General features: G+C 67.8%; 23 protein-coding genes and 1 tRNA gene. 8 read left to right on the top strand and 16 right to left on the bottom strand.

From position 1 onward, the window contains the following. Positions 1–246 precede the first annotated feature (246 nt). From ACEYYA_RS00870 to ACEYYA_RS00810, 13 genes are all read right to left on the bottom strand, one after another. On the bottom strand, positions 247–2118 hold the full coding sequence (locus tag ACEYYA_RS00870) for a DNA primase family protein (RefSeq protein ID WP_374796605.1): 1872 nt from the start codon (positions 2116–2118) through the stop codon (positions 247–249). After that, positions 2115–2825: a hypothetical protein gene (locus ACEYYA_RS00865; RefSeq protein WP_374796603.1), complete on the bottom strand. Its 711-nt coding sequence runs from the start codon at positions 2823–2825 to the stop codon at positions 2115–2117. Before ACEYYA_RS00865 ends, ACEYYA_RS00870 begins: the two co-directional genes overlap by 4 nt. Continuing rightward, on the bottom strand, positions 2825–4282 hold the full coding sequence (locus ACEYYA_RS00860; protein ID WP_374796601.1) for a DNA cytosine methyltransferase: 1458 nt from the start codon (positions 4280–4282) through the stop codon (positions 2825–2827). Before ACEYYA_RS00860 ends, ACEYYA_RS00865 begins: the two co-directional genes overlap by 1 nt. Continuing rightward, positions 4282–4560 (bottom strand): DUF6378 domain-containing protein, encoded by a 279-nt coding sequence (locus ACEYYA_RS00855; RefSeq protein WP_374796599.1) that lies wholly within the window; start codon positions 4558–4560, stop codon positions 4282–4284. The genes ACEYYA_RS00860 and ACEYYA_RS00855 overlap by 1 nt, the downstream gene beginning before the upstream one ends. Beyond that, a complete protein-coding gene (locus tag ACEYYA_RS00850) occupies positions 4557–5693 on the bottom strand; it encodes a DUF7146 domain-containing protein (RefSeq protein WP_374796597.1) in 1137 nt (378 codons plus the stop codon). The genes ACEYYA_RS00855 and ACEYYA_RS00850 overlap by 4 nt, the downstream gene beginning before the upstream one ends. Beyond that, on the bottom strand, positions 5686–6264 hold the full coding sequence (locus ACEYYA_RS00845) for a hypothetical protein (protein WP_374796595.1): 579 nt from the start codon (positions 6262–6264) through the stop codon (positions 5686–5688). The genes ACEYYA_RS00850 and ACEYYA_RS00845 overlap by 8 nt, the downstream gene beginning before the upstream one ends. Next, positions 6261–6569 carry a hypothetical protein gene (locus ACEYYA_RS00840; RefSeq protein ID WP_374796593.1) on the bottom strand — a complete coding sequence of 103 codons (309 nt, stop codon included), beginning with the start codon at positions 6567–6569 and terminating at the stop codon, positions 6261–6263. The genes ACEYYA_RS00845 and ACEYYA_RS00840 overlap by 4 nt, the downstream gene beginning before the upstream one ends. Further along, positions 6566–6841: a hypothetical protein gene (locus ACEYYA_RS00835; protein WP_374796591.1), complete on the bottom strand. Its 276-nt coding sequence runs from the start codon at positions 6839–6841 to the stop codon at positions 6566–6568. Before ACEYYA_RS00835 ends, ACEYYA_RS00840 begins: the two co-directional genes overlap by 4 nt. Then, complete coding sequence (locus ACEYYA_RS00830) at positions 6834–7133, bottom strand: hypothetical protein (protein WP_374796589.1); 300 nt, start codon at positions 7131–7133, stop codon at positions 6834–6836. The genes ACEYYA_RS00835 and ACEYYA_RS00830 overlap by 8 nt, the downstream gene beginning before the upstream one ends. Positions 7134–7450: 317 nt before the next feature. Further along, complete coding sequence (locus tag ACEYYA_RS00825; RefSeq protein WP_374796587.1) at positions 7451–7858, bottom strand: hypothetical protein; 408 nt, start codon at positions 7856–7858, stop codon at positions 7451–7453. Continuing rightward, the gene (locus ACEYYA_RS00820) at positions 7843–8124 is read right to left on the bottom strand and encodes a DUF6948 domain-containing protein (RefSeq protein WP_374796585.1); all 282 of its coding nucleotides are present in this window, start codon (positions 8122–8124) and stop codon (positions 7843–7845) included. The genes ACEYYA_RS00825 and ACEYYA_RS00820 overlap by 16 nt, the downstream gene beginning before the upstream one ends. A gap of 11 nt (positions 8125–8135) precedes the next feature. Continuing rightward, positions 8136–8393: a hypothetical protein gene (locus tag ACEYYA_RS00815; RefSeq protein WP_374796583.1), complete on the bottom strand. Its 258-nt coding sequence runs from the start codon at positions 8391–8393 to the stop codon at positions 8136–8138. A gap of 67 nt (positions 8394–8460) precedes the next feature. Continuing rightward, positions 8461–8787 (bottom strand): hypothetical protein, encoded by a 327-nt coding sequence (locus ACEYYA_RS00810; RefSeq protein WP_374796581.1) that lies wholly within the window; start codon positions 8785–8787, stop codon positions 8461–8463. 61 nt (positions 8788–8848) lie between these two features. Here ACEYYA_RS00810 and ACEYYA_RS00805 point away from each other — a divergent pair, with 61 nt between their 5' ends. From ACEYYA_RS00805 to ACEYYA_RS00770, 8 genes are all read left to right on the top strand, one after another. Further along, positions 8849–9508 carry an XRE family transcriptional regulator gene (locus ACEYYA_RS00805; RefSeq protein ID WP_374797392.1) on the top strand — a complete coding sequence of 220 codons (660 nt, stop codon included), beginning with the start codon at positions 8849–8851 and terminating at the stop codon, positions 9506–9508. Positions 9509–9522: 14 nt separating this feature from the next. Then, entirely contained in the window at positions 9523–9819 is a 297-nt protein-coding gene (locus ACEYYA_RS00800; RefSeq protein ID WP_374796579.1) for a hypothetical protein, read from the top strand. Beyond that, positions 9816–10145 (top strand): hypothetical protein, encoded by a 330-nt coding sequence (locus ACEYYA_RS00795; RefSeq protein WP_374796577.1) that lies wholly within the window; start codon positions 9816–9818, stop codon positions 10143–10145. The genes ACEYYA_RS00800 and ACEYYA_RS00795 overlap by 4 nt, the downstream gene beginning before the upstream one ends. Before the next feature lie 152 nt (positions 10146–10297). Continuing rightward, a complete protein-coding gene (locus ACEYYA_RS00790) occupies positions 10298–10510 on the top strand; it encodes a hypothetical protein (RefSeq protein ID WP_374796575.1) in 213 nt (70 codons plus the stop codon). Then, the gene (locus tag ACEYYA_RS00785) at positions 10507–10698 is read left to right on the top strand and encodes a hypothetical protein (RefSeq protein ID WP_374796573.1); all 192 of its coding nucleotides are present in this window, start codon (positions 10507–10509) and stop codon (positions 10696–10698) included. The genes ACEYYA_RS00790 and ACEYYA_RS00785 overlap by 4 nt, the downstream gene beginning before the upstream one ends. After that, complete coding sequence (locus ACEYYA_RS00780; RefSeq protein ID WP_374796571.1) at positions 10695–11147, top strand: hypothetical protein; 453 nt, start codon at positions 10695–10697, stop codon at positions 11145–11147. Before ACEYYA_RS00785 ends, ACEYYA_RS00780 begins: the two co-directional genes overlap by 4 nt. Continuing rightward, positions 11144–11389 (top strand): hypothetical protein, encoded by a 246-nt coding sequence (locus ACEYYA_RS00775; RefSeq protein ID WP_374796569.1) that lies wholly within the window; start codon positions 11144–11146, stop codon positions 11387–11389. Before ACEYYA_RS00780 ends, ACEYYA_RS00775 begins: the two co-directional genes overlap by 4 nt. After that, positions 11386–11625, top strand: a complete 240-nt coding sequence (locus ACEYYA_RS00770; protein WP_374796567.1) for a helix-turn-helix domain-containing protein — start codon at positions 11386–11388, stop codon at positions 11623–11625. The genes ACEYYA_RS00775 and ACEYYA_RS00770 overlap by 4 nt, the downstream gene beginning before the upstream one ends. Here ACEYYA_RS00770 and ACEYYA_RS00765 read toward each other — a convergent pair. The 3 genes from ACEYYA_RS00765 to ACEYYA_RS00755 form a co-directional block, all read right to left on the bottom strand. After that, positions 11622–12545 carry a tyrosine-type recombinase/integrase gene (locus ACEYYA_RS00765; protein WP_374796565.1) on the bottom strand — a complete coding sequence of 308 codons (924 nt, stop codon included), beginning with the start codon at positions 12543–12545 and terminating at the stop codon, positions 11622–11624. The genes ACEYYA_RS00770 and ACEYYA_RS00765 overlap by 4 nt on opposite strands. Positions 12546–12725: 180 nt before the next feature. After that, positions 12726–12801, bottom strand: a tRNA-Thr gene (locus tag ACEYYA_RS00760). A gap of 168 nt (positions 12802–12969) precedes the next feature. Further along, entirely contained in the window at positions 12970–14706 is a 1737-nt protein-coding gene (locus tag ACEYYA_RS00755; protein ID WP_374796563.1) for a heme biosynthesis protein HemY, read from the bottom strand. Positions 14707–14709 lie beyond the last annotated feature (3 nt).

The following is a 14709-nucleotide window of genomic DNA, read 5'->3' as shown; positions in this document are numbered from 1 at the left end:
ATCTGTAAAGTTACGCGCAAGAAACCATTTCAAACCCCACCCCAGACCCCGTTGAATTACGCGCGCGCATAACCCTGAAAATTGCGTCCCTAGCGTCCCCATCGACCCCGGCGGCGGCGTCAAGCAATTGACCCGGAATGATAATTCGGGCCGCCATCCCCCTGACCCCGGTGGGTCGCATCGTCCCCGCGCCAGTCGGTTTGCGTCCCTTCCGTCCCCGAAGGGCGGTGATTGGGGGTGCGGGGATCACGATTGGCCCTCGGCGCGCGACCGCAGAAACCGGCCCTGGGCATCGCGGGGCGCGTCGCGGAAACGGCCCGCGAATGGCTCGATCAGGCGGATACCGTCATAAATCTTGACCCCTGCCGATTTGCGGATTGTGAATGAGACCCCGCGCGGCCCCCGGTATCGGCGCGATTTTTCAGCCATGCGCTTGGATACGGTGGTGTCGGTCCAGGCGGTCATGGCCTGCCCGATCTGCCACAGCATAAAGGCATCGCGCAGTTCGGTGGCCGGGATCGAGTGGTCGGGGTCGCCGGTCACCGCGCAACAGTCGGCCAAAAACTGCCCGATCGGGTCGCTGTCCTCACGATATTCGGCGGTCGCATCCAGCACCGCCGCTGGCTCGGCCAGGCCGATCTCCAGATATTCCAGCAGCCCGCCGATCAGCCAGTTGAGGACGCCCGATGCCTCGGCCGCCAGCTTGTTGATCAGGTCCGGGTCGCGCTCGGGCTTGGGGATCTGCACGTCAAACGGCACCAGCATCACCCGCCGCCAGATGCCGTCATCGGTCGCCCTGATTTCGGGTTTGTGGTTGCCGCTGATCGTCAGCTTGAACAGGGGCCGCACCTCGATAAAGTCGGCGTGCAGCGCGCGCACCAGGATGGTCTCGCCGCCCGTCAGTTCCTTGATCAGCCCCTCTTGCAACTTTTCACCCTCATCGGGTTCCGAGGCGCGGACAAAGCGCGCGCCGACCAGCGGGATCAGGTCGGGCGTCGCATCCCCGCCGCCCCGGCGCGACTTGCCGGTCAGCGATTCGATCTTGGCGGTGGCGGCATAGTCGCCCAGGATGCGCGCGATCAGATCGACCAGCACCGATTTACCATTGGCGCCCGACCCGTAAAAAAACGCCAGCCGCTGTTCCCAGGTCAGTCCGGTGATCGACAGCCCCAGCCAGCGCGCCAAAAACCGCCGCATCTCATGCGAGGGCATGATCCGCGACAGAAAGGCATCGAACGTCGGGCACTCGGCATCCGGGTCATAGATCACCGGCGACAGCTTGCTGATGTTGTGGGCGCGGTCATGCGGCACCAGCTCGGCCGAGGCATACCAGCGGTCGCCGTCGCGGACCCGCGCAAACCGCAACACACCGTTGTCGACGCACAGCGCCAGCGGGTCGGCATCCATATCGTCGTGATGGACGGCCAGCATCACCCGCGCCTCGTTGGCCATGTTGGACAGAGGCCCGCTGTTACCGGCGTTTTTGGCGTGGGTCAGGATGCGGCCCCGTTTTTTGTGATAGGCGTCCAGCGTGGCGCGCCCGGCGTCGATCCTGGCCGAGGCATTGCGCAGCTCGGTCGCATATGTCGCCGGGCGATCATTTGGCGGGATCAGTTTAAGGCGCGTGGACTCGTTTTCGGCGGCCTCGATCTCGGCCCGGATCGTCTCCCTCTCATGCCACAGCGGGCGCAGCCAGGCGGCCTCATGCTCGATCAGCGGGCCGATTTTTTGCGCGGCGGCGCGGACGCGGGGCGCGGTGTCCTTGGCGATCTCCTCATCGCAGGCCCAGCGGCGGCCATCCCAGACGTGCCAGCCGATGCGGCCGACAAACCGCAGATCGGTGCCAAAATGCCGCACAAACCGGCGACCGTTGCCAAAATCGTTAAGCGCAAACTCGGCGCAATCGCGCACGGCCTCGGCCACCTCGGGCGGCAGGTCGTCGGCGGGGCGGTCATCCACCGGCGGCGCATCGTCCGGCCCGGCCTGATCGGGGTGCGGGGCGTCAGCGACGGGGCGGGCCAGATCCTCGGGCAGATCGACGGTCTCGGGGTTGGCGAGGATCTGGCGCACGGCGTCAAGCCCGCGCGGGGTGTCGGGGCGATCGGGGGTGTCGGTCACAGCAGGCCATCCTGCCGCCAATCGCGGCGGTCCATGAAACAAAAATCGGGGTGCGGGGTATTGGCGCCGGGGCCGCGCCGGTCCAGGCGGTCCCAGACAAACCAGGCGTTGCGCTGCGGCGGGCTGCCGTCGCCGGTAAAGTCGATTTTCCAGCGGATGAGCCAGGCCCTGCTAAAGGGCCGCTCATCCAGCAGCGCGCCAAGGCCGTTTTTGACGGCGGCCGGCCAATCCCACGACAGCAACAGCGCCAGATAGTCCCAGCCCGGCATGTCCAGCGTGTGGCGCAGCCAGCGGCCCGCGCCGTCGCGAGCGTTGATCTGATCATAGGGCGGGTTGGTGATGATCGCCCGCGCCGGGCTGGCGTCCCAGTCGTAATAGGATTGCACGATCGTGCCGGGCCAGCCGCGATCGCGCAGATCGGACCCGATCACCGGCAGGCCGAACGCCTCGATCTCGCGCGCCAGATCGCCTGCGCCCACGCACGGCTCCCACACCGCGCCGCAGTCGCGGATCCGCGCGCCGTCGTAGGCCAGCAGCGACCGGATCGCGCAGGGCTGGACGGTGGGGTAAAAATCATCCGCGCGGCGGGCGTCATCACGGGGGCGGGCCGCGGCGGGTGCCTCGATCGGCAGGGTTACGGCAGCCGCCGGGGCGGCGCGGCCCGACATGGCGCGAAACAGAGGCTTGGTGGACGGGGCGCGGGTCATCACAGCATCCCCTGCACCAGCGCGATCCGCTCGCCGATCCACGCCATCACATTGACCGCCATGCTGTTGCCACATTGTTTGTAGCGCGGGCCGTCAGCCGCGGGCTTGCCGTGCTTGCCGGGCACCAGAGTCCAGTCGTCCGGGAACCCCATCAGCCGCTCACACTCGCGCGGGGTCAGGCGGCGGACGGCCCAGGGTTGCGCAATGTAGCTGCGGGACGATCCGCCAGCAGCGGCGCGGATACTGGCCGTGTCATGCGGCCCCTCTGGCATTGCACCGCCATCACGGCCACGCATGTCAAACGCCACAGCCTGCGCCGTGGTGCGCGCGTCAAGGGTATAGGCCGCGCCGTCCTGCCTGATCCCTGCGCCGTCCGGTCCCGAGGCGGGATTTTCGCAAACTGCGCGCTCTTGGATGGCAATCGCCAGTTGCCCGCCGCCGTTTTGATGGCTGGCGCCGTGCCCCATGCTGCGCAGTGTGGGCGCGATACCCCCGGCCTCGGTCTGGACCTGACCGCCCTTGCAGTCAAAGGCCACCGGCACCAAAGGCGTCCCGCGCCCAGTGCCGTCCTCGCTCGCGTCAAAGCCCTCGCCACGCAGAGCGTGGGCGACCGCGATCAAGGTCTCGGTCTCGGCGTCGAGGCTTTGCTGCGCACTCGCCGTCAGGCAATAGCCCACGTCGCCGGAATTGGCGACCAGCCCGCCATCTAGGTCAAAGTCTGTCCCAAGCCCGCCACCGCCGTGAGTGCGCGCAGCAAGGGTGGGGGCAGATCTTTGCCCCGCTTCTCGGCGCGGCGGAGGATCCCCGCGCAGGCTTTCGGCGTCAAATAATACCGCTGCGGCACGCCGCCAGTCTCCAAGATATCCGACAACGATGACACGGCGCCGTCGCTGTGGGACAGCGCGGGGGTGGTCACATGCTCTGGCAAATTGAGCGTCAAGCACTCGATAGGCGAGGCCATAGGCGTCGCCGATTCCGGGGATGAGTCCGGCGTTTTTCCAGCCGTCGGGCGGCACCTCGATCGACTGGCCCGAGAGGTCGCCCAAAAATCGCGCAAAGTCGCGTCCGCCTTGGCTTGACAGGACGCCGGGGACATTTTCCCAAACGATCCAGTCGGGGCGATAGCGTGCAGCGATCTGGATATAGGTAAGCGACAGGCTGCCGCGGCTGCCAGCCATGCCGAGGCGTTTTCCTGCAACGGAGTAATCCTGGCAGGGTGTTCCGCCGACAATGACATCGACATCTGCATCGGGCCACTCCTCAAATCGTGTCATGTCGCCCCAATTCGGGACGCCGTTTGTCGCGTGCGCCTCACCCGGCAGGTTGGACCCAAACCGATGCGCCAGCACCCGGCAGGCACCGGGGTCGATCTCGCTGAATGCGACGGGCGACCAGCCGAGGCCGTGCCACGCCAGCGATGCAGCCTCGACACCAGAGCAGACGGACAGGTAGCGCATCACACCGCACCCCCACCGCTCGCCAGCTCACCGCCGCAGGCCAGATAGCCCGCGCCGTCAACCCAGTTGTCGACGTGGCCGGGGTTGGCGCGGATGCGCGCGACCTTGAGCAGCGCCATCATCACCGCCACATCGACGGCGCTGATGGTGACGCCCAGATGCGCCGACCAATAGGCGGCGATCAGGGCAAAGGTGTCCTCGGGCCGCCCATGGGTGGCCGCGCGGTCGCGGGTGACGTAATCGCGGGCGGTGTCCAGGATGTCAGCGCGGGTTGTCATTGATCCCCCTCGGGCAGATCGCCCATCAGCACGTCATTGAGGTCCACCCCAGCGCCAGGTGCGACGATCTGGCCGACCAGACCCGGCACCAAAGCCATGGCGCGGCGCAGGCCCGCCATCAGCTTGGCGCGGGTCGCGCCCGGATCGCTGTCACCGTCCAGCACAAAGACCAGCCGCCGCACCCAGGGCGGCGGGACGAACGCATCGGCATCGTCCAGATCCGGCAGGCCGGACCAGCGGCGGCCCTCGACGCGGGCCATACGCCCGCCCAGATTACCCAGATCGACGCCGCACCAATGCGCGGCCGGGATCGTGGCGACCGCCAGGGCGGTCAGTGTGGTCTCGATCCCCTCCGCCATCACCAGCACGTCGCAATCGCGCGACCCACGGGCCAGCCGGATCGCCCCACCCTTTTTGGACCCGACCACCTTTTTGGCGGGTAGCGGATCGCCGCTGTCGGGGTGGCTGATCGACAGCTTGCCCTTGGGCCGCGACAGGTCCAGCCAGGTGCGATGCACCGCCGTCACCTGCCCCGACCGATCACGGATCGCGGCGACCATGGCCGGGCCGGTGGTCAGCACCTCAAACGCGCCGCGCCTGGCATCGCGCGCCGGGATCACATAGCGGGCGGCGGGGTCAAATCGCAGATCCTCGGGCATCACCGGCAGCAGGGCCGGGCCGATGCCGCGCAGGGTCAGATAGTCGCGCACGGCGGTGCCCTCGGCCGGGATCGTCTCGGCCCACAGGCGCTGTGCCTGGGTGACGGCCTCGGCCCGCTTGGCGCGCGCCGTCGCCTCGGACTGCGCGCGGGCCGCTTTGGCCTTGGCCTCGGCGGCGGCGCGCTCGGCAGGCGTCAGCCGCTCCTCGGGGCCGACCAGCCAATCCAGCGCGGCCGGAAAGTCCACCCCGCGCACCAGTTGCACCAGCGACACCTGATCGCCGCGCGCCTCACAGCGGCGGCACAAAAACACCCCTTTGCGGGTGTTGATCCCAAACCGATCACACCCGCCACAGGACGGACAGGGGCCGATGCGCTCGACCCCGGCGCGGGTCAGCCCGTCGATTTCCAGCCGCTCGATCAGCCGATCCCAGTCGACCGCCTTGGCCTTGGACAGCCGCAGATCATCAACCACGGGGCACCCCCTGTGCGCGGGCGGCATCGCGGCGCACCGTCAGCACGGACAGGATCAGCCGATCCGCGCCCGGCGCCAGCCGGTAATAGGGCGGCCGCGCGGTGATCACGCGCAAATCAGCGGGCACCAGCGACGACCAGCGATCCAGCACGACCCGATCGGTCAGACCGTGGTCCATTGCCACGGCGCGGGCCGCGGCGCGCGTCATCTCCGGTGTCGTCGCATGACGCAGGGCCATGCAGATATCCCAGTCGGTGTTGGGCGTCACCCCATCGACCGGGGGCAGTGCCTCGATCTGGCAGGCCAACCGCCGGGCCGGGGCGACCATGCCGACAGCCCAGGCCGGCGGCGCATCGGTGCGCCGCAGCCGGGGCAGACGCTGCTGCACGCTTAACGGCTTGGCGATGCGGGTGCGGACGGGCGACGGCTTGTCGCGCCGCACGTCATGTCCCGCCTGTTGCAGGCGCACGACCTGCATCCCGATCGCCTTGGCGGTGCGGCCCATCAGGGCGGCGATATCCTCGGCCAGCCACGGCCTCCTCTGATTGCGCGGGCGCCACTCAACCATCATGCCGCACCCGCCCGGTCGGCCCGCACGACCTCCCACAGATCGGCGGCTTGCTGCATGTGCCAGTCCGCCAGCGCCCGCCGTGCCCGCCAGACCGCCGCGCCCCGCGCCTCATAGCCGCAATCCAGCAGATCGCGCGCCACCGGCGACAGCCAGGCCAGCGGCCCTGTCAGACCGGCCTGCGGCAGCGACTCGGCCAGGATCGACGCGGCGCGCCCCCAGTCGGTGCCGCTGATGCCATCGGCCGCCATCCAGCCCGCCAGATGCAGCGCCAGCCGGTCGGCTGCGGTGACGCGGCGGGCGGTCATGGCAGCACCAGGACGGCGACCGTGATGCCAACCAGCAGTCCCTGCAAAAACCACGCAGCGCCAGACAGCAGGCTGCGGGCAGCATCCTGCGGGCGATCAGTATCCTGCGGGGGGACGGCGGCCGCAGCCTCATGCCGGCGCAGATCCTGGATCAACTGCCGCGCCTGGTCCGAGTGCAGCACGACCGACGACCCAAGGGCGGCCATGACGCGCAGCCGCTCGATCGTCATCACGCCATCGACGCAGGGCAACACGGACGGTCCATCACGCATCGGCCAGCCTCCTATCAGCTGCGGGCCAGGCCGCGCGCTCGACCGCATCCATCAGCAGATGGCCCGCATCGGCAAGGCGATCCGGCTGGTCCCGCAGATCAGATGCGGCCTGCGCAAAATCGCGCAGCGCATCGCGCGCGGGGTCGTCAGGCGCCAGGCTATCGGCCAGATCGCCGGCACGACGCAGCGCCACCGGGTCGGTCGCACCCTCGATCGCCGCCGCCGCCACGGCCCAGATCGCCAACAGCGCGATCGTCCGCTTGACAGGGGCAGGCGCAGGATCAGGTCTCATCGGTCACTCCAATTGATTGGTCGCCAGGGCCGCACAGCGCGGGGGAGGAGCCAGCACACCGCGCGGCCCCGGCGGGCACCGCCCGACGCGGCGGACAGTGCGTGGCGATAAAAGGGGGCGGCGGCCTCGCGCCGCCCCAGTTGCCCGCGCGCGAGGACAGTAGCGCGCAGGTCAGACAGAGCCGCCCTGATGGGTGATCCCACCTCTCGGCCGGGCCAGCCGCAGTTTCCGGGGACGGCGTCCTGATACCCGTGCCCGGCCATCCCCGGCGGTTTGCGGTCAGGCCACGATGCCCCACCGTCCTCCGGGCAAGCGTGTCAGCCGTCGCCGTAGCCGTCGCCGTCGCCGTAGCCGTCGCCGTCGTCGTCGCCGTCGTCGTAGCCGTAGCCGTCGCCGTCGTCGTCGCCGTCGTCGTAGCCGTAGCCGTCGCCGTCGTCGTCGTCGTCGCCGTCGCCGTAGCCGTAGCCGTCGCCGTCGCCGTAGCCGTAGCCGTCGCCGTAGCCGTCGCCGTCGCCGTAGCCGTAGCCGTAGCCGTAGCCGTAGCCGTAGCCGTCCAGATCCAGCGACCGCAGGACGATCCCTGCCTGGCCGACCCGTCGCGCCTCCGCTAGAGCGGCTGACACCGTAAACGCTGCCGGCCATGACGCACTGGCCGAGGCCATCACGCCAGACCGGCAGCACCCGCCAGCAATCAGATCGTCGGCGGTGATCAGGCGGTCGTCCATTTGCCCCACGCCTCCGGCGTCACCGCGATCACGGCCGTGATATCGTGCAGCACGGGGATATCGGCGACCGCACTGATCAGCGATTTGCCGGTCGGCCCGGTCTCGGCCAGCTGCATCACGCCGCGCGTGGTGCCAAATTTGATCGCCATGCGCGCCTGGCGCAAGCCCATCGACCGCGCGGTCAAATCCTGATCGTCAGGAATCAGACCGGCGAACACGCCGCGATGCTGGGTGGTGACAAGGACGGGTTTCATGTTTTCCTCCATGTAAAAAATCCTTACGCGGCGCGCAGATACTGCGCGGCTTGGGCCGGGTGGCGGTCATAGGCGGTCATCACCGCCCCGGCATGGGGCGCGGTCAGCGCGTCCCACCAGTTGCAGGCGGTCTGAAAACAGACCCCGTATTCCGCCGCCGCGACCTCGCGGCTGGGACAGGTGGCACGAACAAAGGCCCGCCAGCGATCCGGGGCGGCCGCGCGCGTGCGCCGCGCATCCTCGGACAGCGCGCGCGGCGACGGGCGGCGATCGGGCCGCATCGCAGCGCGATCCAGCGGATTGCGGCAGGACGTTGGCCGCCCACTGTGACGGTGATGACTGCGCGGATCAGGCCGCATCAGGCTGGGAATCGGGATCATGGAACACCTGCTGGTTGGGGCCGCACGGGGCGGCGGGGATACGGTCGCCATCAGCGGCGACCGTTTCGGAACCGGGGCTGCACGCGCACCCGTCATCGGGGCGATCGACCCAGCTTCGCATCGGCACGGCACCGCCGGTGGCGGTCTCGATCCGGTGCGCGAGGTCGAGAGAGGGCACTTTCCGGCACGCCTCGAGGGCAGACAGATGGCTGGGGCTAATCCCCACCTGCGCGGCGAACCTGCGGCGGAAGCCCCGATCGCCCTTGCTCTTGGAAATGATGAACGCGGTGAACATGGCGACAAGTTGTCTTTGAGACAAGACATCATGTCAAGAGACAACTTGTCGGAGAGTAAATATTTGCACAGCGCGCATTCGCGGCGCGCGCGATCGGGCTGATAAGACAGTCATGAAGCTACGAATTGGCCGAATCTTAGCCCAGAAGGGCATGAAGCAGAGCGATCTTGCAGACGCGCTGGACACCTCGCCGGGTCATATCAGCCACTTGATCAGCGGGCGGCGGATGGCATCAGCCACAATGCTGAAGCGCATTGCCGAAGTTCTTGGCGTGCCTGTCTCCGCAATTTTAGCGACACAGACACCGATTCCGGTTGTTGGCAGGGTCGCCGCAGGTGCCGAAGTCGAGCTGGTTGACGCCTATGCCGCCGGCGGCGGCCTCTATTACGTCGCTGCCCCCGATGACCTGTCGCCCGAGGATATTGTTGCGGTCGAGGTCACGGGCGATTCGATGGCGGGCATGATCGACGACCGCGACATCCTGTTTTTCAGCCGGCACTTCCTGGGCGTCTCGCCCAATGCGGTGGGCCAGGTGGCAATCTGCGCCACAGCCGATGACGGCGCGCTGGTCAAGCGCCTCAAGCCGGGACGCGACCCAGGCACATTCGACCTGCATTCGGTCAACCCGATCTATCCACCGATCTATGGGGTGCATCTGCTATGGGCCGCGCCGTTCCGACGCCACATCCGACGACAAGATATTGAAATCGTTGAACCCTGAAGGAGGGATTACTGTTGTCCACCACTGTTACCCGTATCGAAAAACGCAAGCGGGGCGTATTCGGCTGGCTGTTTTTGTTGCTATTCATCGGCTTTAACCTGCTGATGTTGTTCGCGTTCATCTCCGGGGTTGGCGGGTCGGCAGAACAGGCAAGTCACCTGACCACCGAGGCCGAAAGGGCGGGCGCCGCCCTTGGCACCGCCCTGGGCGCGGGGTTCCTGCTGTCGATCTGGGCGGCGGGCGCGATCATCCTGGGCATCATCGTCATGCTGACCCGCGGCAAAAAAATCATTACGGAGACCCAAACATGACCCGCGCCCTTATCCTGTTGACCCTGATCGCGGCGCCGGCCTGGGCCGACGATCCGATGGCCGGCCTAAAGGCCATGCAGGCCGCCAGCGGCATCGGCACCCTGATGGCCTCGGAAAAATACTGTGGCCTGACCTACGACCAGGCGGCGATCACCGCCTATGTCACGGCGCAGACCCCGGCGGGCGACCTGAACTTTGCCCAGCAGATCGACGTTGGGCGCATGGGCGAGGAATTCGCCCAAAAGGACCGCCCCGACAGCGGTAAGACCGCACATTGCGCCGCCATCGCCAAAGCCGCCGCTGATCACGGCTTCATCAAGCCCTGATTTTACCGCAACGTGACGATTCCTAAAGCCCCGCTTCGGCGGGGTTTTTTATGACCCTTTACAAAAATTGTCCCCATGACAATTTTCCCCTTGCGTGAAACTTGTCCAAATGACAACTTTCACCCCATCGCAACCCCGATGGGAGACCGGCCATGCGCCATCCTGACCACCCGCCGATCCGCCCGGCCCTGATCCAGCGTCAGGCCCTGGCCGACGCCCGCCTGATCGTCACCTCGCCCGACGTGGCCGTGCTGGTCCCCACCAGCCTGCGCTATCTGGCCTGGGCCGCGCTCAAATCCGCCCGCGGCCAAACCACCCGCCAACGCCCCGTCTGCGGCCAACCCGCGACCGGGGGTGCGGCATGACCCCGCGCAAACCGCAGGATGACGTCGGCAGCGATCCGGCGATCGGCGACATCTGGGCGCAGCACAATGACCGCACCCTGCGCCAGGCACAGTTGCGCCAATCGCTGCGCTGCGCGCAGGTGACCCTGATCATCGCGGTGGTCACGCTGCTGGTGGCCTGGCTGATCGTCAGAGGGGGCGGGGCATGACCGCGGTCATCAACGACCATCTCTATTTGGCGGACTATACCGATGAGGAGATGCCCTGCGCGCCGACGCTTGCCGCCTGGCAGGATTGGCTGGCGCAGCCCGATGCGGACTGGGGGCGCACGACGCCGCCCGCCGACGGACAGATGTTTGACGGCTGGCGGCAGACGATCACCTGGCACCGCGTGACCGGCGTCGATGCTGATGCGCTGACCGTCACCCTCGACCCACCGGCGCCGCAGGATATGACGGCGGTGGTGTTGGCCGATGGGCCGGGCGACGGGTGGTGCGCTGATGATATTTGCAACAGCCTGGCCGAGCTGGTCTATACGCTGCCGATCCATCCCGGCAGCACGGTCGCCGTGATGGGACACAGCCGCCCCACGCGCCTGCAATGGCAGGGCGGGCGGCTGGTCGAGATCGGCAACGCGCAGATCGGCGGCGCGGCATGACCCTGCACCAAAAGCCGGAAAAACCGGAATCAATCGAGGATGCGATCGGATGGGGAATCCTGCATTACTATCGCGGGGTCGACGGCGGATTATTGGAACATACCGTCCACCCCTCAAGATCCGCAGCAATCAAAGATTACGACGACGACTGGAATGGGCCTGGCGCGTATCGGCGCGACAGGCGGGCGGGCCGGGTGCGTGCTGTCCGCGTGCGCGTAACGATACTGATTGACGAGGCATGACCATGGGCATGATCGTGATCGACAGCGACGAGCTGGACCGCATCATCGCGCGCCACATCGCCCCGCTGGCGCAGGCCCTGCACGGCGCGACGGTGACCCCCGCGCCGGAATGGGTGACGATCCCCGAGGCCGCGCGGCTGCGCGGCGTCACCACCTCGACCGTGCGCCGCTGGATCGCCGAGGGGCGCGTGGCGGCGCGCGGGTCAGGGCGCAACCGGCAGGTGCGGCTGGCCTAATCCAGCCGCCGCGCCAGATCGGACGCAGACGCATCGTAATAGGTCAACAACTGCCTGATATTGCGATGCCCGACCATCTTGGCCAGCGCCAGCACATCCAGCTTTTGTGACAGGTCGGTGATAGCACGGTGGCGCGAATCGTGGAATGTCAGCCCCTCGATCGCCGCCTTTTCGCGCACCTTGCGAAACAGCGCATCCAGTTGGCGCGAATGCAGCCCGAAAATCGGGTCACGCCCCGCCAGAGGTCGCAGCAGATCGACCGCCGCCAGCGACAACGGCACCTCGCGCGCGGTGCCGTTTTTGGTCCGGGCCAGCCGGGCAACCCGCGAATCCAGATCGACCGCAGCCCAGCGCAGCCCCACGATCTCGCCCGCGCGCATCCCGGTGACGCAGGCCAGCCGAAACGCATGGATCGCGCGCGCGGTCGCGTTGCCCAGGTCATCCCCCGCCACATGCACGAGCCGCTCGATCTCATCGTCGGTGACCAGCCGATCACGCGCTGGCGGGGGCGTCGGCTTGGTGACATCCTCGCAGGGATTGGACGCGATCAACCGCCATTCCTTGACCGCCTTGGTCAGCACGGCCGATAGCAGGTTAAGTTCGCGCCGGACCGTGCCCGGCGACACGACCGCCAGCCGCGCATCTCGCCACCGGGCGATATCCTCTGGCCCCAGATCCCGCATCCTGATGCGGCCCAGATCCGACTTGGCAAAATTGTTGAGACGCAACGATTCCCACCGCTCCCCTCGCTTGGTTGGGCTGACCTCGCGCGCATAGCGGGTCAGCACCTCGGACAGCGGCTGGGGTGATGCAGCGCCCGTGCTGCCCGCCATGATTTCGGCCTCGACCCGCGCGCCCCAGTCAATCGCCTCGCGCTTTGTCGGCAACACCTTGGACCGCCGCACCCCGCGCCGGGACACCTCGACCCGCCACCCCTTGCCCGCTTTGCGAATCGTCGCCACTTTACGCACCCCGCGTGATTTGTGCGTAACCGGGTGCGCATTTTTGCGCGCAAATGCAAACGCAAACGCGCGCCACGGGCGCGCGGGATCAGCAAATGCACGGATTTGTGCGCTATCGCGGTTGTCCCCGCGTGGGGGTGGTGCCGGTGAAGGGACTCGAACCCCCGACCCCATCATTACGAATGACGTGCTCTACCAGCTGAGCTACACCGGCACTGGTGCGCGGGCGATAGCACCCTTTGGCGGCCATGTGTAGCCCCCTTTTGCGGTTTTTCGGCAGAAGGCGGCGGGGCGTGATGCGGCCGACCAAGGCGCGAAAAAAGGCGGCGGGAAGATCCCGCCGCCCTGTGGTGGTCGGCCATGCATGATCCGGCCGTGGCGGTCAGCCCATCTCTTGCGCGCGGCGCGCCAGATCGACGACATCGGGTTCGTCGCGGACACCTTTGACGGCGGCGCGGTCGCTGCGGCTGTCGGCCATGTCCGGGCTGGCCGGGCGTGGGGCGTCGTCGGGTTTCGGCTCGGGCTGCGGGTGCGGTTTCGGCTGCGGCTGCGGCTTGGGCTCAGCCTTCGGCTCGGGCGCGGTGAAACCGGGGCGCAGCTCGGGCTCGGTCATCACGGGCACGGCCACCGGCGCGGCGCGCGGGGCCGGTTCGGGTGCGGGCGGGTCGTCGTCGATCATCCCCGGACGCGGGCCATCCACGACCGGCGCAGGCGCGGGTTGCGGCTCGGGTTTCGGGCCTTCGATGGCGCCGACGATCAACGGCAGCATCTCGGCGCCATTGGCGATCGGCTGCGCCGCGCCCTTGGGTTCGCGCCAGGTCAGCGTGTCGAAATGCCCGCAGGCGTCGCAGGTCGGTGCCCAATCGGCCATCACGTTCTGGCAATCGTCACAGACCCATTGCGGACCCCGGCTGGCGGTCAGCGCCCGCGTCAGCCAGCCACGCACCACGGCGTCATCGGCGCCTTCGCCGCGCTCGATGGCGGCCATGATCGTCATGACTCGCGCCGTTGGATGGCTGTCGGGCAGGCCCTTCATCACCCGGCGCGCGGTCGGGAAGTCCTCGGCGGCCAAGTTCAGCTCGGCCCGCAGCAGACGGGTTTCGACGTGATCGGGGTTGGTGCCCAGCATCTGTTCAAACCGCTTGATCCGCGCCTGCGGGGTCTCATCCGGCACGATCTCGGCAAAGACCGCCGCCAGAGAGGGGTGCGGCTGCGCGGCCCAGGCCTTCGTCAGCACCCGCGCGGCATTGCGCCCCTCACCCGTCGCCAGATAGGTGCGCGCGGCCATCACGGCCGCCGGAATCAGGTCAGGCGACTTGCGGTTGGCGGCAATCGCGGCTTCGCGTGCCTCGATCGTCGCACCCTCGGCAAAGACCTCGCGCGCCTCTTGCAGGGCCATGACGGCATCGCGGCGCTTGTAGACATCCTTCGGCAGGCGGCCGTCTTTCACCTTGTCTTCCAAGACCTTGCGGGCCGCGCCCCAATGGCCGGTCTTGGTTTCCAGCTGCAAAAGCGTGTCCTGCACGTCGGCATGGCGCGGCTTCAGCGCATAGGCTTTTTGCGCCAGCAGCAGCGCGGTCGCGGTGTCGCCTTCGGCCAACTTGTGCCGCATCAGCCCCTGCACGCCGACGAACCGGGTGCGGTCATCCGACAGCATCGCCTTATAGGCGTCATAGGCGGTGCGGCTGTCGCCCGCGGCCTCGGCGGCCTGCGCGGTCAGAAGCCGCGTCACCTCGGGCCGGTTCAGGTATTTGTCGGCGCGGGCAGCCTGCGCCTGCGCCAGCCGCCCCTCGCCCGAGGCGACCGCCAGCATCCCCTGCGCCAGCGCGTCATAGCCCTTGGCGCGGCGGCGGCGGTCAAAATAGCGGTTCAGCGCGGTCGCGTCCCCGGCCAGAAAGCGGATGAAGGCCGACAGCATCCCCGCGATTTTCAGCGCCAGCCAGATCAGGAACAGGGTGACCAGCAACGCGATCACCGCGGTCACCGGGCCCAGCAGATATTCGGTCTGCCCGATCTGGATGCGGACCCCGGCGGCGGCATCGGAAAGATTTGTCACCGCCAGTGCCAGAACCGCCACAAGCGCGACGAACAGCACGGCCTTCAGAATGGTTCCCAGCATCGC

The sequence above is a fragment of the Paracoccus zhouxuedongae genome, from assembly GCF_041927815.1.
GTDB lineage: Bacteria > Pseudomonadota > Alphaproteobacteria > Rhodobacterales > Rhodobacteraceae > Paracoccus.
This window is presented reverse-complemented; position numbering and strand designations above follow the sequence as displayed.

Bases quoted from the DNA above. Each gene is read 5' to 3' on its own strand.
- ACEYYA_RS00865 (WP_374796603.1), bottom strand. From the start codon at position 2,825: ATGACCCGCGCCCCGTCCACCAAGCCTCTGTTTCGCGCCATGTCGGGC.
- ACEYYA_RS00860 (WP_374796601.1), bottom strand. From the start codon at position 4,282: ATGCGCTACCTGTCCGTCTGCTCTGGTGTCGAGGCTGCATCGCTGGCG.
- ACEYYA_RS00855 (WP_374796599.1), bottom strand. From the start codon at position 4,560: ATGACAACCCGCGCTGACATCCTGGACACCGCCCGCGATTACGTCACC.
- ACEYYA_RS00845 (WP_374796595.1), bottom strand. From the start codon at position 6,264: ATGATGGTTGAGTGGCGCCCGCGCAATCAGAGGAGGCCGTGGCTGGCC.
- ACEYYA_RS00840 (WP_374796593.1), bottom strand. From the start codon at position 6,569: ATGACCGCCCGCCGCGTCACCGCAGCCGACCGGCTGGCGCTGCATCTG.
- ACEYYA_RS00835 (WP_374796591.1), bottom strand. From the start codon at position 6,841: ATGCGTGATGGACCGTCCGTGTTGCCCTGCGTCGATGGCGTGATGACG.
- ACEYYA_RS00830 (WP_374796589.1), bottom strand. From the start codon at position 7,133: ATGAGACCTGATCCTGCGCCTGCCCCTGTCAAGCGGACGATCGCGCTG.
- ACEYYA_RS00825 (WP_374796587.1), bottom strand. From the start codon at position 7,858: ATGGACGACCGCCTGATCACCGCCGACGATCTGATTGCTGGCGGGTGC.
- ACEYYA_RS00820 (WP_374796585.1), bottom strand. From the start codon at position 8,124: ATGGAGGAAAACATGAAACCCGTCCTTGTCACCACCCAGCATCGCGGC.
- ACEYYA_RS00815 (WP_374796583.1), bottom strand. From the start codon at position 8,393: ATGCGGCCCGATCGCCGCCCGTCGCCGCGCGCGCTGTCCGAGGATGCG.
- ACEYYA_RS00810 (WP_374796581.1), bottom strand. From the start codon at position 8,787: ATGTTCACCGCGTTCATCATTTCCAAGAGCAAGGGCGATCGGGGCTTC.
- ACEYYA_RS00795 (WP_374796577.1), top strand. From the start codon at position 9,816: ATGACCCGCGCCCTTATCCTGTTGACCCTGATCGCGGCGCCGGCCTGG.
- ACEYYA_RS00790 (WP_374796575.1), top strand. From the start codon at position 10,298: ATGCGCCATCCTGACCACCCGCCGATCCGCCCGGCCCTGATCCAGCGT.
- ACEYYA_RS00785 (WP_374796573.1), top strand. From the start codon at position 10,507: ATGACCCCGCGCAAACCGCAGGATGACGTCGGCAGCGATCCGGCGATC.
- ACEYYA_RS00780 (WP_374796571.1), top strand. From the start codon at position 10,695: ATGACCGCGGTCATCAACGACCATCTCTATTTGGCGGACTATACCGAT.
- ACEYYA_RS00775 (WP_374796569.1), top strand. From the start codon at position 11,144: ATGACCCTGCACCAAAAGCCGGAAAAACCGGAATCAATCGAGGATGCG.
- ACEYYA_RS00770 (WP_374796567.1), top strand. From the start codon at position 11,386: ATGACCATGGGCATGATCGTGATCGACAGCGACGAGCTGGACCGCATC.
- ACEYYA_RS00755 (WP_374796563.1), bottom strand. From the start codon at position 14,706: ATGCTGGGAACCATTCTGAAGGCCGTGCTGTTCGTCGCGCTTGTGGCG.